Origin of the sequence: Pseudomonas fluorescens, from assembly GCF_041354075.1 — a bacterium.
GTDB classification, from domain to species: domain Bacteria; phylum Pseudomonadota; class Gammaproteobacteria; order Pseudomonadales; family Pseudomonadaceae; genus Aquipseudomonas; species Aquipseudomonas fluorescens_CE.
Genome location: NZ_JARZGC010000004.1, coordinates 21,930 through 37,785, shown reverse-complemented (window position 1 = coordinate 37,785; position 15,856 = coordinate 21,930). Strand labels below are relative to the sequence as shown.

General features: G+C 63.4%; 14 protein-coding genes. 11 read left to right on the top strand and 3 right to left on the bottom strand.

Going from position 1 to position 15,856, the window contains the following annotated elements:
* The first annotated feature begins 6 nt into the window (after nt 1-6).
* From kdpA to QIW53_RS06205, 5 genes are all read left to right on the top strand, one after another.
* Nucleotides 7-1,701 carry a potassium-transporting ATPase subunit KdpA gene (gene kdpA, locus QIW53_RS06225; RefSeq protein ID WP_371048769.1) on the top strand — a complete coding sequence of 565 codons (1,695 nt, stop codon included), beginning with the start codon at nt 7-9 and terminating at the stop codon, nt 1,699-1,701.
* A 10-nt stretch (nt 1,702-1,711) separates the two neighbouring features.
* Nucleotides 1,712-3,769 carry a potassium-transporting ATPase subunit KdpB gene (gene kdpB / locus QIW53_RS06220; RefSeq protein ID WP_371048768.1) on the top strand — a complete coding sequence of 686 codons (2,058 nt, stop codon included), beginning with the start codon at nt 1,712-1,714 and terminating at the stop codon, nt 3,767-3,769.
* Nucleotides 3,770-3,960: 191 nt separating this feature from the next.
* Complete coding sequence (gene kdpC, locus QIW53_RS06215) at nt 3,961-4,506, top strand: potassium-transporting ATPase subunit KdpC (protein WP_371048767.1); 546 nt, start codon at nt 3,961-3,963, stop codon at nt 4,504-4,506.
* Nucleotides 4,507-4,661: 155 nt separating this feature from the next.
* The gene (locus QIW53_RS06210; RefSeq protein ID WP_371048766.1) at nt 4,662-7,313 is read left to right on the top strand and encodes a DUF4118 domain-containing protein; all 2,652 of its coding nucleotides are present in this window, start codon (nt 4,662-4,664) and stop codon (nt 7,311-7,313) included.
* Nucleotides 7,314-7,369: 56 nt separating this feature from the next.
* Complete coding sequence (locus tag QIW53_RS06205) at nt 7,370-8,062, top strand: response regulator (protein ID WP_371048765.1); 693 nt, start codon at nt 7,370-7,372, stop codon at nt 8,060-8,062.
* A 165-nt stretch (nt 8,063-8,227) separates the two neighbouring features.
* Here QIW53_RS06205 and QIW53_RS06200 read toward each other — a convergent pair whose 3' ends face one another.
* Nucleotides 8,228-9,268, bottom strand: a complete 1,041-nt coding sequence (locus QIW53_RS06200) for a patatin-like phospholipase family protein (protein WP_371048763.1) — start codon at nt 9,266-9,268, stop codon at nt 8,228-8,230.
* 222 nt (nt 9,269-9,490) lie between these two features.
* Between QIW53_RS06200 and QIW53_RS06195 the strand changes: the two genes are divergently transcribed.
* The 3 genes from QIW53_RS06195 (at nt 9,491) to QIW53_RS06185 (ending at nt 11,626) form a co-directional block, all read left to right on the top strand.
* Nucleotides 9,491-9,769, top strand: a complete 279-nt coding sequence (locus QIW53_RS06195; protein WP_371048762.1) for a hypothetical protein — start codon at nt 9,491-9,493, stop codon at nt 9,767-9,769.
* Nucleotides 9,770-9,812: 43 nt separating this feature from the next.
* Nucleotides 9,813-10,580, top strand: coding sequence for a CHAD domain-containing protein (locus QIW53_RS06190; RefSeq protein ID WP_371048760.1), 768 nt, complete (start codon nt 9,813-9,815; stop codon nt 10,578-10,580).
* 248 nt (nt 10,581-10,828) lie between these two features.
* Nucleotides 10,829-11,626 carry an acyl-CoA thioesterase gene (locus tag QIW53_RS06185; protein WP_371048759.1) on the top strand — a complete coding sequence of 266 codons (798 nt, stop codon included), beginning with the start codon at nt 10,829-10,831 and terminating at the stop codon, nt 11,624-11,626.
* Here the strand turns inward: QIW53_RS06185 and QIW53_RS06180 are convergent, their stop codons facing one another.
* A complete protein-coding gene (locus QIW53_RS06180; protein WP_371048757.1) occupies nt 11,627-11,992 on the bottom strand; it encodes a terminase in 366 nt (121 codons plus the stop codon).
* A gap of 231 nt (nt 11,993-12,223) precedes the next feature.
* Nucleotides 12,224-13,705, bottom strand: a complete 1,482-nt coding sequence (locus tag QIW53_RS06175) for a methyl-accepting chemotaxis protein (RefSeq protein WP_371048756.1) — start codon at nt 13,703-13,705, stop codon at nt 12,224-12,226.
* A 176-nt stretch (nt 13,706-13,881) separates the two neighbouring features.
* Between QIW53_RS06175 and QIW53_RS06170 the strand changes: the two genes are divergently transcribed.
* The 3 genes from QIW53_RS06170 (at nt 13,882) to speE (ending at nt 15,823) form a co-directional block, all read left to right on the top strand.
* Nucleotides 13,882-14,412: a hypothetical protein gene (locus QIW53_RS06170; protein WP_371048755.1), complete on the top strand. Its 531-nt coding sequence runs from the start codon at nt 13,882-13,884 to the stop codon at nt 14,410-14,412.
* 70 nt (nt 14,413-14,482) lie between these two features.
* Entirely contained in the window at nt 14,483-14,674 is a 192-nt protein-coding gene (locus tag QIW53_RS06165; protein ID WP_028622263.1) for a PLDc N-terminal domain-containing protein, read from the top strand.
* A 273-nt stretch (nt 14,675-14,947) separates the two neighbouring features.
* Nucleotides 14,948-15,823: a polyamine aminopropyltransferase gene (gene speE / locus QIW53_RS06160; protein ID WP_371048754.1), complete on the top strand. Its 876-nt coding sequence runs from the start codon at nt 14,948-14,950 to the stop codon at nt 15,821-15,823.
* The last annotated feature ends 33 nt before the right edge of the window (nt 15,824-15,856 follow it).

Genomic DNA, 15,856 nt, shown 5'->3' with positions numbered 1-15,856 from the left:
GCGGCTATGCACAGTTATGACTATTGGCTGATCCTGGCCTTCTTCGCCGTTGTGCTGGTTCCGGCGCCGTTCCTCGGGCGCTTCTATTACAAGGTCATGGAAGGCCAGCGCACTTGGCTGACGCCAATCCTCGGCCCGGTAGAGCGGGGCTGCTACCGGGTGGCCGGCGTCGATCCGCACGCCGAACAGAGTTGGCAGAAATACACCCTGGCCCTGCTCGCCTTCAACTTCGCGGGTTTCCTGCTGTTGTTCGTGATCCTGTTGTTCCAGGACCACTTGCCGCTCAACCCGCAAAACCTGCCGGGGCAGGAGTGGACGCTGGCGTTCAACACCGCCATCAGCTTCATGACCAACACCAACTGGCAGGCCTACAGCGGCGAAGCCTCGCTCAGCTACCTCAGCCAGATGGCCGGTCTCACTGTGCAGAACTTCGTCAGCGCTGCCACTGGCCTGGCGGTGCTGGTTGCCTTGTGTCGCGGGATCGGGCGCAAATCGGCCCAGACCCTGGGCAATTTCTGGGTCGACATGACCCGCGCCACGCTCTACGGCCTGCTGCCGCTGTGCCTCTTGCTGGCGTTGTATCTGGTCTGGCAGGGCGTGCCGCAAACCTTCGCCCAGTACGTCAATGCCGTGACGATGCAGGGCGTCGATCAGGTCATCCCGCTCGGCCCGGCGGCCAGCCAGATTGCGATCAAGCAACTGGGCACCAACGGTGGTGGTTTCTTCGGCGTCAACTCGGCGCACCCGTTCGAGAATCCGACGGCGTGGAGCAACCTGTTCGAAGTGGCGTCGATCATCCTGATCCCGGTTGCTTTGGTGTTCACCTTCGGTCACTACGTCAAGGACCTGCGCCAGAGCCGCGCGATCATCGCCTGCATGCTCGCGTTGTTCCTGATTGGCGGCGCGACGGCGCTGTGGGCCGAGTACCAGCCGAACCCGGCGCTGAACAACGTTGCCGTCGAACAGACCGCACCGCTGGAAGGCAAGGAAGCGCGCTTCGGCACCACCGCCACGGTGCTGTGGTCGGTGACGACGACAGCGGCGTCCAACGGGTCGGTCAATGCCATGCATGACAGCCTCAACCCGCTGAGCGGCATGGTCGCGCTGGTCAACATGATGGTCGGCGAAGTGATCTTCGGCGGTGTCGGCGCCGGGCTCTACGGCATGTTGCTCAACGTGTTGATCGCGGTGTTCCTCGCCGGGTTGATGATCGGGCGCACCCCGGAATACCTCGGCAAGAAGCTGCAAGCCAGGGAAGTGCAATTGCTGGTGGTGACCTTGCTGGTCATGCCGGTGGGCGTGCTGGTGCTGGGCGCGATTGCCGCCAGCCTGCCGGGTCCGGTGGCGTCGGTGAGCAACCCCGGTGCTCATGGTTTCAGCCAACTGCTTTACGCCTACACCTCGGCCAGTGCCAACAACGGCTCGGCGTTTGGTGGTTTTGGCGCCAACACCGCCTTCCACAACCTGATGCTGGGCCTGGGCATGTTGATCGGTCGCTTCGGTTACATCCTCCCGGTGCTGGCGCTGGCCGGCAGCCTGGCGATGAAGAAAACCGCGCCGATCGGCCAGAACAGCTTCCCGACCCACGGCGCGCTGTTCGTGACCCTGCTCACCGTGACCATCTTGCTGGTGGGCGGCCTGACTTTCCTGCCGACGCTGGCGCTGGGTCCCATCGCTGAACATCTGAGCATGGGCTTCTAAGGAGTTATCGATGAATATGCCCGCAACCAAACCGGTCGCCGTCAAAGCCCCGGAACAACCGAAAACCGCCATCTCCGCTCTGTGGCGTCCGGCGCTGGTGCAAGCCTTCGTCAAGCTCGACCCACGGCAATTGCAGCGTGCGCCAGTGATGCTGGTGGTCGAGTTGACCGCCGTGCTGACGACCGTGCTGTGCTTCATTCCCGACAGCCTGGTGCCGACCTTCGTCGCCGCGCAGATCGCGCTGTGGCTGTGGTTCACCGTGCTCTTCGCCAACTTTGCCGAGGCCCTGGCCGAAGGTCGCGGCAAGGCCCGCGCCGACAGCCTCAAGGCCGGCAGCGAAGGCTTGAGCGCCCGGCGCAAGACCGCCAATGCTGCCTTTGAAGTGATCCCCGCCGCGCGTTTGCGCAAGGGTGACGTGGTGCGCGTGGAAGCCGGGGAAATGATCCCCGGTGACGGTGAGGTCATCGAAGGGATCGCGGCAGTCAACGAGGCGGCGATTACCGGTGAGTCCGCCCCCGTGATCCGCGAGTCCGGCGGCGACCGCTCCGCCGTGACCGGCAACACCCGTCTGGTCTCGGACTGGCTGCTGGTGCGCATCACCGCCAACCCTGGCGAGTCGACACTGGACCGCATGATTGCGCTGGTCGAAGGCGCCAAACGCCAGAAGACCCCGAACGAAGTGGCGCTCGACATCCTGCTGATCGGCCTGACCCTGATCTTCCTGCTGGTGGTCGTGACCCTGCAACCGTTCGCCCACTTCGCCAACGGCAGCTTGCCGCTGGTGTTCCTGGTGGCGTTATTGGTCACGCTGATTCCGACCACCATCGGCGGCTTGTTGTCCGCCATCGGCATCGCCGGGATGGACCGCCTGGTGCGCCTGAACGTCATCGCCAAATCCGGCCGCGCCGTGGAAGCAGCGGGGGACGTGCACGTGCTGCTGCTGGACAAGACCGGCACCATCACCTTCGGTAACCGTCGTTGCGCTGCGGTTTATGCGGCGCCCGGCGTGACCGGCAAGGAGCTGGCCGAAGGTGCGTTGTTCGCCTCGCTGGCCGATGACACGGCGGAAGGCAAATCCATCGTCGAATACCTGCGCAACCTGCATCCCCAGGCCGAGCCTGCCAGCGACGTACTGACGGCCGTACCCTTCAGCGCCGAGACGCGGTTGTCCGGGGTCGACTATCACGGCCGCGTCTATCGCAAGGGTGCCGTGGATTCGCTGCTGGCGTTCGTCGGCCAGAAGCGCGCCGACCTGGCTCCCGCCCTGTCCCGTGAAATCGACAAGATTGCCCAGAGCGGCGGCACGCCGTTGCTGGTGTGCGCAGACGGCAAACTGCTGGGGGCGATCCACCTCAAGGACGTGGTCAAGCCCGGCATTCGTGAACGTTTCGCCGAGCTGCGCAAGCTAGGCATTCGCACGGTCATGGTCACCGGCGACAACCCGTTGACCGCAGCGGCCATCGCCGCCGAAGCGGGCGTCGATGACGTACTGGCCGAAGCCACGCCGGAGAAGAAGCTGGCGCGCATTCGCCATGAGCAGAACGACGGTCGACTGGTGGCCATGTGCGGCGACGGTGCCAACGACGCGCCGGCCCTGGCCCAGGCGGACGTCGGCATGGCCATGAACGACGGTACGCAAGCGGCACGCGAGGCGGCGAACATGGTCGACCTCGACAGCGACCCCACCAAGCTGCTGGATGTGGTGCAGATCGGTAAGGAATTGCTGGTGACCCGTGGTGCGTTGACGACGTTCTCCATCGCCAACGACGTGGCCAAGTACTTCGCGATCCTGCCGGCCTTGTTCGCCTCGATCTATCCGCAACTGGGCGTGCTCAACATCATGCATTTGAGCAGCCCGCAAAGCGCGATCCTGTCAGCCATCGTGTTCAACGCCCTGATCATCGTGGTGCTGATTCCACTGGCCCTGCGCGGTGTTCGCGTGCAGGCGGCGAACGCGGCGGCATTGTTGCGACGCAACCTGCTGATCTATGGCCTGGGCGGGATCCTGGTGCCGTTCGTGGGTATCAAGGCGATCGACATGCTATTGACGGCGTTGCACCTGGTCTGACACCCCCCTGTAGGAGCGAGCATGCTCGCGATGGTCTAGAGGACACCGTGGGGTGTCAGGCCGCCAGCGTCATCGTTGACGTCCATCGCGAGCATGCTCGCTCCTACATATGAAAATGCGTATCCCACGCATCGCGTGGGATTGATCAGGACAGTTGAAATGCGTACCCCTAAAAACTCGAGGAATCTGAAATGTCCACAATGATCCGTCCCGCCCTCAGCCTTTTGGTGCTGATGACCCTGATCACTGGCGTCGCCTACCCCTTGGTGGTGACCGGCGTCGCCCAGGTCGCCTTCCCCGATCAGGCCAACGGCAGCCTGGTGCGCGACGCCGACGGCAAGGTGCGTGGCTCGTCGCTGATTGCCCAGGATTTTGTCGGTGATGCCTGGTTCCATCCGCGGCCGTCCGCCGGTGCGTTTGCCACGGTGTCGAGCGGCGCAAGCAACCTGTCGCCCAGCAATCCGGCGCTGGCCACCCGGGTTATCGATGATGCCAACAAACTGCAGGTGCCAGGGCAGGGGCCGGTGCCGCTGGCGCAACTGACCACCTCGGGCAGCGGCCTCGATCCGCACTTGCCACCGGCAGCGATTGCCTATCAACTGGCGCGTGTCGCGGCCGCGCGGAATCTGCCGGTCTCGACGCTGCAACAGTTGCTGGAAGCGCACATCGAACAGCCGCTGGTGGGGCCGCCGGTGGTGAATGTGCTGGCGCTGAACATGGCGTTGGAAAAACTTTAAATCGGTGGTGACCTTTTCGCGAGCAAGCCCGCTCCCACAGGGTGAGTGTTCAACACAACATTTGTGAACTACACCGATCCATGTGGGAGCGGGCTTGCTCGCGAAGGCGGCCTCAAAGACACAACATCAACATCAGAAAAAACGAGACCCCCAGCATGAGCAACTCCGGCCGCGCCGACGCCCTCTTAGCAGACTTGCCCCGCGACGGCCGTGGTCGGCTCAAGGTGTTCCTTGGTGCCGCGCCCGGCGTCGGCAAGACCTACGCCATGCTGCAAGCGGCGCATACCCAGTTGCGCCAGGGTGTGAAAGTCATCGCCGGCGTCGTCGAGACCCACGGCCGTGCCGAAACCGAAGCGCTGCTCGGCGGCTTGCCGCAACAGCCACTGCTGCGGTCGGAATACCGTGGCGTGATGCTCGAGGAAATGGACCTCGACGGCCTGCTGAAGGCGCAGCCAAAACTGGTGCTGGTGGACGAACTGGCCCACAGCAATGCCCCCGGCAGCCGCCACGCCAAACGCTGGCAGGACATCCAGGAACTGCTCGCCGCCGGCATCGACGTGTTCACCACGGTCAACGTCCAGCACCTGGAGAGCCTGAACGATCAGGTGCGCGGCATCACCGGTGTGCAGGTCCGCGAAACCTTGCCGGACTGGGTGCTGCAGGAAGCCTACGAACTGCTGCTGATCGACCTGCCGCCGCGCGAATTGCTCGAGCGTCTGCGCGATGGCAAGGTCTACGTGCCGGAGCAGGCGCGGGCAGCCATCGATGCGTTCTTCACCCAGACCAACCTCACTGCGCTGCGCGAACTGGCGATGCAGACGGCAGCGGCCCAGGTCGATAACGATCTGGCTCAGGGTTACCGCCAACTGGGCCAGGCTGCCCCTGCGGTGCGTGGTCGACTGCTCGTCGGCGTCGATGGCGATGACCAGGCCGAACGTCTGGTGCGCCATGCCAGTCGCGTGGCCCAGCGTCGACATCTGCCGTGGAGCCTGGTGCATGTGGACAACGGCCGTGTGCGCGACGAGCAATCGCGCCTGCGCCTGCAAAGTGCCCAACAACTGGCCGAGCGCCTGGGCGGCGAAGTGGTGTTGCTGCGCGCCGGTGAAGTGGCGAAAACCCTGATTCAGCACGCCGCCGAACGCCGCGCCAGCCTGGTACTGGTCGGGCAGTCGCGGCAACGCTGGCGGCGACGGATGTTCGGCGGGGGGCTGGCCTCGCGCTTGTTGCGCGATGCGCGCGGGCTGGAAATCAACGTCCTGGACGGCGATCACCCGCAGCATCAACCCCGCCAGCGCTCGACCCGCTCGCTGGTGTGGTTCGACTATGCGCTGGCGGTGGTCGCGACGCTGCTGGCCAGTGCCCTGGCCTGGGCCGTGGCGAGTGTTCTGCCGTTGCCGAACATCTCCCTGGTGTTCCTCGCCGCCGTGTTGCTGGTGGCGGTGCGCAGCAGCCTCGGCCCGGCGTTGGTCTGCGCGGCACTGTCGTTTCTGACCTACGATTTCCTGTTCATACCGCCGAATTTTTCCTTGAGCATCCAGCGCGAAGAAGACGTGCTGACCTTGCTGTTCTTTCTGCTGATGGCGGCGCTTACCGGCAACCTCGCGGCGCGCCAGCGTCGGCAATTGCAGGCGTTGCGCGACACCCAGGAGGAAACCAGCGAACTGCTCGACCTGTCGCGCAAGCTCACCGCCGCCACCGACCGCCAGGCCGTGGTCAGCGCCGCCGCGCAGCACCTCGACGGCTGGAGCGATGTGCAGGTGTGCCTGCTCAACCGTGACGGCCAGGTCGGCTGGACAGTCGAGACCGGTGGGCCGCTGCCATTCACCGAGGCCGAGCGGGCTGCCGCCGACTGGGCCTGGCAACACGACCAACCGGCGGGCGCCGGCACCGGCACGCTGCCGTTCGGCCGTTGGTGGTGGTGGCCGTTGTCCGTGGACGACGGACCGTTGGCGCTGCTCGGTGTCTGTGCCAAAGAGGGCCAGGTCTTGAGCGGTCAGCGTCGGCGACTGTTGACCGCGCTGAGTCAGCCCCTGGCCCAGGCCTTGGCCCGTGCACAATTGGCCGAGGACCTGGAGGCGGCGCGGCTGCACGGTGAGACCGAACAACTGCGCAGCGCCTTGCTGGCCTCGGTGTCGCACGATCTGCGTACACCGCTGACCGCCATGCGCGGCAGCATCGACAGCCTGCTGGCGCTTGGCGAGGCGATCCCGCTGGAAGACCGCCGCGATCTGCTTGAAGGCACGCGTGATGAAGCCGAACGCCTGGATCGCTACATCCAGAATCTGCTGGACATGACGCGACTCGGACATGGCGCGTTGAAGCTGGCGCGGGACTGGGTGGCGCCGGCCGACATCGTCGGCAGCGCGCTCAATCGCCTGCGGGCGGTGCTGGCGCCGTTGCAGGTCAGCACCGAGGTCCCGGCGCAATTGCCGCTGCTGTTCGTCCACGCAGCGCTGATCGAGCAGGCATTGGTCAACGTGCTCGAAAACGCCGCCCGCTTTTCACCCCTTCATGGACGGCTGCAACTGCGCGCCGGCGTGGATCACAACGAGCTGTTTTTTGCGGTCAGTGATGAAGGGCCGGGGATCCCCGAGGCGGAACGGGCGAAGATTTTCGACATGTTCTACACCGCCGCCCGTGGTGATCGGGGCGGGCAGGGCACCGGGCTTGGGCTGGCGATCTGTCAGGGCATGGTCGGCGCCCATGGCGGACGCATCAGTGTCGGCGACGGCATCGACGGGTGTGGCACCTGCATCACACTGCACTTGCCTTTGCAGGAACAGCCTGCCGAAGAAAGCGAGAGCTGAGCAATGAACGTGAAGCCTGATACCCTTTGCCATTCTCCATCCCGCGACCGCAGACCATGAGCCAGACCACGACCATCCTGGTCATCGACGACGAACCGCAGATCCGCAAATTCCTGCGCATCAGCCTCGCCTCTCAAGGCTACAAAGTGCTGGAGGCCGGCACAGGCACCGAAGGCCTGGCGCAAGCCGCGCTGAGCAAACCGGACCTGCTGGTGCTGGATCTCGGCCTGCCCGACATGGACGGCCAGCAAGTGCTGCGCGAGTTCCGTGAATGGTCGACGGTACCGGTGCTGGTGCTCTCCGTTCGGGCCAGCGAAGGGCAGAAAGTCGAAGCCCTCGATGGCGGCGCGAACGACTACGTGACCAAGCCGTTCGGAATCCAGGAATTTCTCGCCCGGGTACGTGCCCTGTTGCGCCAGGCGCCGGTGGGCGAGGCCCAGCAGGCGGCGCTGAGCTTTGGTCCGTTGACCGTGGACCTGGCCTATCGCCGGGTGCTGCTCGACGGCGTGGAGGTGGCGCTGACCCGCAAGGAGTACGCGGTGCTGGCACAACTGGCGCGGCACCCGGGACGGGTGATCACCCAGCAACAGTTGCTCAAGGAGATCTGGGGGCCGACCCACACCGAAGACAGCCATTACCTGCGAATCGTGGTCGGGCATCTGCGGCAGAAGCTGGCGGATGACCCGACCCGGCCGAGGTTCATCGTGACGGAGGCGGGGGTAGGGTATCGGTTGTTGGGGCAGGGGTAACCTTGGATTTCCATGGTGACTGTACCGGCCTCTTCGCGAGCAAGCCCGCTCCCACAGGTTTTAGCGATGTTCATGCGATGGTGAGAACACTGAAAAATACTGTGGGGGCGGGCTTGGTCTGGGCGGCATTCCGACGAAGAGGCCGGTACAGCCACCGCACAATCCTCAGGCCTCCCGCTCACTCTCATACCGATCCAGCGTATCCCGCGCAATCTCGCGCCCCAGGGCGATCAGCTCCGGTGCCTTGTAAAACTCGAAAAATCGGCACACGCGCTTGGGCACGTTGATCAGGATGTCCGGCGGGTAACCGGCGATCTTGTACTGTGCCAATGACGTCTGCATCACTTCGAAACTCTGGTTGATCAAGTCCAGCAGGGACGCCGGCCCGACGTTGTCGATGATGAACGAACCGGTCGCCGACTTCGGCGCGCCGGGGCGTTCGGGGGCGGCGGCCGGTTGCTGGGCTTCGGGTTCGGCGGACTCGATCCAGGGGTTGATCTCCGCCGCAGCCGCCCTCAACGCTTCCTGCTCCAGCTTCAACAGTTGTTCGGCCTGTGAACGGCGAAAAGGCATTTTCGAGCCTAGAGAATTCACCAGCCGGTCGAAGCGGCTCTTGAACGCTGCCGGGCGCTGGATCACCGGCAGTTGATAATGTCGCTGGTTGGTGGAGTTGAGGTTGACCGCGATGATCAGGTCGCAATGGCTCGACACCACCGGCACGATCGGCAACGGATTGAGGATGCCGCCATCCACCAGCATGCGGTTGCCCTGCATGACCGGGGTGAACAGGCTGGGAATCGCGGCGGAGGCGCGCATCGCCTGGTGCAGACAGCCCTCCTGGAACCAGATTTCCTGCTGGTTGGTCAGGTCGGCGGCCACCGCCGTGTAGGGAATGCGCAGTTCCTCGATGTTGATCTCGCCGACGATCTTGCGGATCTGGCCGAACACTTTCTCCCCGCGTATCGCACCGAGGCGAAAGCTGACATCCACCAGGCGCAACACATCGAGGTAGTCCAGGCTCTCGATCCAGTTGCGGTATTCGTCCAGTTTGCCCGCGCAATAAATCCCGCCGACCACTGCCCCCATCGAACAACCGGCGACACAGGCGATGTCGTAGCCGCGCCGCTCGATCTCCTCGATGACGCCGATGTGGGCATAACCTCGCGCTCCCCCCGAGCCCAGTACCAGTGCGACGCGTTTTTTCATGAATCGACCTCGTCTGACAAGGTTCAACAATGCACCCAACGAGGGGCACGCTTCAATCGTCGAAGTCGCTCCATACGCTGAACGCGTCGTTTTTTCGACAGGACAGCGCTGCAGATGGTTATTCTTGCCATCGCTGGAGTTTCCACGGCGGGGCCAAGGCACTTTTTTCGCGCGGCACCGTCTTACCTGCACGACTGTTTACCCAATGTTGAGGTGTGAGTGATGAAAGCCTGGATCTGTGTGCCTTTGATTGCCCTGACCCTTGCCGGATGCGCCGGTAAAACGGCCTATCGTGAAAGCTGCGGCAGCCAGATCGATGCCGCCTGGCATGAGCTGGACCTGGCCAAGGCCGAAGGTTTCGCCGGCACGGTCAGCTATTCCAAGGCCCTGTCGCTGCTGACGGGCGCCAAGACCCAGCAGCAGTTCGAAGCCTACGAGGGCTGCACCAGCAAGGCCGAAAAGGCGCGATTCTATATTCGTGAGTCCCGCGCTGGCCGTTGAGGCATGATGCAGGCATCCGCATTCGATTCGGGGGAAAGAAACGATGTCCGCTTTGGTTGATCGGTTGGTGGCCCATGTGTTGGGTCTTGAAGTGCGCGTGTTGGCCTGCCAGGCTCGTTTGCAGGCCCGCACCGATCCTGAAGCGCTGCACGACCTGCGCACCACCGTTCGCCGCTTGCGCAGCCTGCTGCGGCCATTGCGCGGCTTGCCCGGGGTCGAGCAACTGGAAGCGGCGGCGTCGCGGGTCGGTGACCTGACCACGCCATTGCGCGACCGCGAAGTGCTGGCAGCGTACTTGCTCAAGCACAACCAACCGGAGGCCGCGCAGCGGCGCATGGCGCAGATGGAGGTGGCCTATCCACAGGTCGCGGCCAGTGCCGAGCTGGTGCAGTTGCTGATGGTGCTCGACGCCTTTCCGCGCTTCTTGCGGGCCGCCCAGCGTCATGGCCTGCTCAAGGGGCTGCGCAAGCGCATCGAGAAGCGTCTGGCCAAACAGTGGAAGAAACTCGATCAGGCGCTGCACGATCCCGCCCATGATCGCCACCGTCTGCGGCTGCTGATCAAACGCGTGCGCTACGGCATCGAAGCCTATCCGGAACTCGACCGTCTGCCGGAACCGGCGTTGCCCAGGCTCAAATCAGCCCAGTCAGCCCTCGGTGATTGGCACGATGCCTGGCAATGGCTGGCCCGGGCCAAGGAAGAAGCTGATCTGCAACCTTGCGTGGCCGTGTGGAAAACCACCATGGCCAAGGCCGAGGCCCGCGCCGATCGGGTGCTCGACAAACTCAGCGTCGCCTGTTTCAAATCCTGAGTGCACTGATCACTGAAGGGTTGAGTAGCGCTGATACCTGTGGCAGCGGGCTTGCTCGCGAAGGCGGAGAGTCAGCCAATGAATAGGTCGGCAGATACTCCGCTTTCGCGAGCAAGCCCGCTCCCACAGGGATTGCGTGCTGACATTTCCGGCCTATCTGTCAGCCTCTTTGGCCGGAATAAGCGCTGTGCCGTTGTTCGGTGCTGGTTAATATCCCTGGATCCTTTTTCCTGCACCTCGAGGTGTTCATGCGCTTTTCCGATCTGCTCGACGCTGTCCGCCGCCAGCCGCTGGAGCTGTCCATTCCCGCTGAATGGGCGCAGGGCCGGGCCAGTTTCGGCGGCCTGGTGGCGGCCTTGCAGTTTGAAGCGATGCGCGCCCGCGTACCGGCAGATCGCCCGGTACGTTCGCTGGCGATCACCTTTGTCGGGCCGGTCGAGCCCGAGGTGCCGGTCAGTTTCGAGGTCGAGGTGCTGCGCGAAGGCAAGGCGGTCAGCCAGGTACTGGGGCGGGCCCTGCAGAAGGGGCAGGTGGTGACGTTGGTGCAGGGAAGCTTCGGCGCCTCGCGCCCGTCCGCAGTGGCGGTGTCAGCCAACCCCGCGCCCGACATGAAGCACTGGGACGATTGTCAGGAACTGCCCTACGTCAAAGGCGTGACGCCGGAGTTCATGCGCCACCTGGCGATGCGCTGGAGCGTTGGCGGCTTGCCGTTCAGCGGCAACAAGTCCCGCGAGATGGGGGGATGGGTGCGCTTGCGTGGGGACGTGAAGGAAGAGGCGGTGACTGAATCGCACCTGCTGGCGCTGGTGGACGCCTGGCCGCCATCGCTGCTGCCGCACCTGACCCAAGTGGCAATGGGCAGCACGTTGACCTGGACCATCGAATTTGTCCAGCCAGTAGTCGAACTGAGCACGCTGGACTGGTGCAAGTACCTGGTTGAAACCGAGCATGCCGCTGACGGTTACGGTCACGCGGCGGCAAACCTGTGGAGCGCGGACGGGCGCTTGCTCGCCATGAGCCGGCAGACCGTGACGATTTTCGCCTGATCAGTGGCGACGGTGGCGCTCACGCCAGGCGCGCCACCAGCCCCCGCTGAGGAAAAATCGCGGGAAGGTCAGAAACTGTTCGACCAGCAGACGCGACACGGCGTCCTTGCGATCGCTGAACGGCTCGGAGGCCTGCGCCTCCAGGCTGTGACCGTGACGTTGCAGGCCCAATGCCGCCACCAGGCCGATGACGCCAATCGCGAAGTTCGCAAAGCTCAGGCTGAACACCCCCGACACCATCAACAGAAACGCGACGATGAACAGCGGCACGGCAATCAGGTGCAGCACCAGATTGGTCGGGTGTTGGTGGTTGCCGGGGTAGGCGCGCCATTGCCAGGTGGGAAGGTTGGGGTGACGTTTACCCATGATGCCGATCCTCGATCCATGTTGAATATAGGATCAAGGATAGGCGGGGCAGGGCGGGGCGGCGAATCAAGGATGGCTATTACCCTGATAGCCGTTTGAACGGTCTCGCCCCCTGTAGGAGCGAGCATGCTCGCGATGGTCGTGAACGATGACGCTGGCTGTCTGGTACCCCTCGGTGCCCGCACCACCATCGCGAGCATGCTCGCTCCTACAGTGGGAAGGGGCAGGGACTCAAAGCTTCAACTGCCCAATCGCCTTGCTCAACTCCCCGGCCAACGCCGCCAGCTCATTACTGGTGGTGGCCGAATTCACGGTCTGCTGCACGGTGTTTTCGGTGACGTCGCGAATACCCACCACTGCGCGGTTCATCTCTTCCGCCACCTGGCTTTGCTGCTGCGCGGCCACTGCGATCTGCGTGTTGCTTTCGCGCATCTGCGCCACGGCGCCGGTGATTTCCGCGAGCGCGGCACCGGCTTCCTGCGCCTGTTGCACGCAATCGTCGGCCTTGAACGAGCTTTCCTGCATGAAATCCACGGCATCCCGGGTGCCGGCCTGCAGCGCCGAGACCATCGAGGTGATCTCGTCGGTCGAGATCTGCACACGTTTGGCCAGGTTGCGCACCTCATCGGCGACCACCGCGAAGCCACGACCCATTTCCCCGGCCCGGGCCGCTTCGATGGCCGCATTCAACGCCAACAGGTTGGTTTGCTCGGCGATGCTGTGAATCACGTTGACCACGCCGTTGATCTTCTGGCTGTCTTCGGCCAGGCGCTGGATCATTTCGGCCGTCTGCTGCACGCCGGTAGATAACCCGGCGATGGACTTCTGCACACGCATGACCACTTCATGGCCGCTGCCGGCCAGGGTATCGGCCGATTGCGAGAGGTCGCGGGTGGCGCCGGCGTGCTGGGCGATGTGATGGACAGTCGCGGTCATTTCGTTGATCGCCGTGGCAGCCTGGTCAGTTTCACTTTGCTGGCCGAGCATGCCGTGTTGCACCTCGTTCATGCTCGACGCCAGGCGCGCCGCACCGACATCGAGTTGCCGGGCCGTGTTGGCGACGGTGTTGACCACGCGTTGATAGCCGGCCTGCATGGCGTTGAACGCGCCCGCCATCTGCCCGACTTCGTCCGAGCATGACAGCGGGACGCGTGCCGCCAGGTCGCCGGTTTTTTCAACGTGCAGCATCACGTCCTTCAACGTGTTGAGTTGGCTCAGCAGGAAGCGGATGAGCAATTGCGAAGCCCCGAGCATCGCCAGCATCAGGATGAACACCGCCGCTGCGTAGTTGACGAAACGCTCGCTGAACACCTGGACCAGGCTCGGCCCGTGCGCGATCACCGCGACGCGCTGACCGTCGGTGCGGGTGAGCACCTCAGCGCCCAGCAACGGGTCGTCACCGAGCAGCGGCATCGAATGGAATTCGACCCAGCCATTGGCCTCCGCCAGTTCCTGCAAGGGTTGACCGTTGTACACCGGGGCCTGGCCGCGATTGAACGCCAGCAGGTTGGCATCCTTGGGCAGCGCTTGCCCCGCAGGCCAGGCGCCGATCAAGCGCGCCTGCGCCTGAGCGGACGCTTGCGCCGCATGGCTGCGCGACTGCTGTTCGAGCTGCACGGCGTACAGCACCAGCAACAAGGTGGTGACGAAGGCGACGGCATTCACCGCCCAGAATTTGTATTTCAGCGAGATATTGCTAATCCAGGCACCCATGGAGGTTTTCTCTGATAGCGGAAACAGCATTGGCAAGGTGCCAGCATTGTGCCCTATACCGTGCCGTGGATCTTGATATGCGTCAACCTTCACATCGACGCAGCTCCACAGCCTTTACAGGGTTTATGCGTTATCCTGTGCGGCTTCGAATTTCCCTCGCTACAGGACGCCGCCCCATGAAAGCCGCACTCGTCGAACTCATCAGCAAAATCAGCTCCGGGTGCATGGGCGAAGACGAAATCCTCAAGGTGGCGGATGAAGCCGCTCAGGCCTACGCCGACCCAGAGGCTTTTCTGACAGCCAACCCGGACATCAACTACGACGACTCCTTCCCGATTTCGTTGGGCGAATGGGTCGTGGTAGGCAGCCTGCCGGACACCGTACTGTTCCAGGCCGACACCTATATGGACCTGTTCGCGCAGATCGTCGCCTCGTTCGGCCCCGACGTGACGTTCAACATCAAGCCCAAACAACTGGCGAAGACCGAGGCGCTGACCGCGCTCAATCGTATCCAGGTGCAGATGGACAGCCTGAACAAGGAAAACGGCGGCTACACGCTGATGAACTTCAGCCAGTTGCTCGACGACGAACTGCAAGTGGTGCTGGTCTATGGCAATGACGTCCCACGGGTGCTCGAGTTGTGCGCCGAGGTCGGCATTGCCGCCGCGCCTGCACTGGAAGCCTTGAAAGTGGCGATCCACGTTTAAGCGAATAAAACGGAACCCTGCCGATGGCCGACTATCCTAAGAGGGCATATCACTCTTAGGGAGCGACACCATGGGTTCCACGTTCAATGGCCTGATCGGGCTGATCATTCTTGCCCTGGACATCTGGGCAATCATCAACGTGCTGAAAAGTGGCGCCTCCACCGGCATGAAGATCGTCTGGGTCTTGTTGATCCTGCTCCTGCCAGTGCTGGGCCTGATCATCTGGGCCATCGCCGGGCCGCGCGGGAATGTGCGGATCTGATTCGCTCACGCTAGCCCCGTGTAAACACTGAACCTGTGGGAGCGGGTTTGCTCGCGAATACCGCATGACAGTCGCTACGGAAGTTCGCTGATCTACCGCATTCGCGAGCAAGCCCGCTCCCACATTGTTCTGCGTAAAACTGATTGAGGAAGGTTCGACCTGTCATCTCCCGCAACGTAGAATGCGCGCCTTTCCCGGCCAATCGAGCGGATCGATTGGCCATCATGGGCGGGTAACCGTCCGTTGCCACCCGCATTCATCGGAGCACTTCCCATGAGCACCACCCCGACCGGCGAGTACCTGGAAACCCTCTACGAAGGCTACGGCCAGCGTTTTCGCATGGAAAAACTGCTGCACGAAGTGCGCACCGAACACCAGCATCTGGTGATCTTCGAAAACCCGCGCATGGGCCGGGTCATGGCACTGGACGGCGTGATCCAGACCACCGAAGCCGACGAATTCATCTACCACGAAATGCTCACCCACGTGCCGATCCTGGCGCACGGCCACGCCAAGCGCGTGCTGATCATCGGCGGCGGTGACGGCGGCATGCTGCGTGAAGTGGCCAAGCACGGCAGCGTCGAGCACATCACCATGGTCGAGATCGACGGCACCGTGGTCGACATGTGCAAGGAATTCCTGCCGAACCACTCCAAAGGCGCCTTCGAGGATCCACGGCTGAACCTGGTGATCGACGACGGCATGCGTTTCGTCGCCACCACCACCGAAAAGTTCGACGTGATCATTTCCGACTCCACCGACCCGATCGGCCCGGGCGAAGTGCTGTTCTCGGAAAACTTCTACCAGGCCTGCCACCGCTGCCTGAACGAAGGCGGCATCCTGGTGACCCAGAACGGCACGCCGTTCATGCAGATCGAGGAAGTCAAAACCACCGCCGGACGCCTGCGCAGCCTGTTTCCGGACTGGCACTTCTACCAGGCGGCAGTCCCGACCTACATCGGCGGTTCGATGACCTTCGCCTGGGGCGCGACCAACACCGCCTACCGCAAACTGTCTCGCGAAACCCTGCAACAGCGCTTCGCCGGCAGCGGCATCGTCACCCGCTACTACAACCCGGAAATCCACCTCGGCGCCTTCGCCTTGCCGCAGTACGTCCTGCAAGCGGTGAACAAGCCAAGCAACGACTAAGGCTTGCCGGGTAATTCCCTGTGGGAGCGCGCT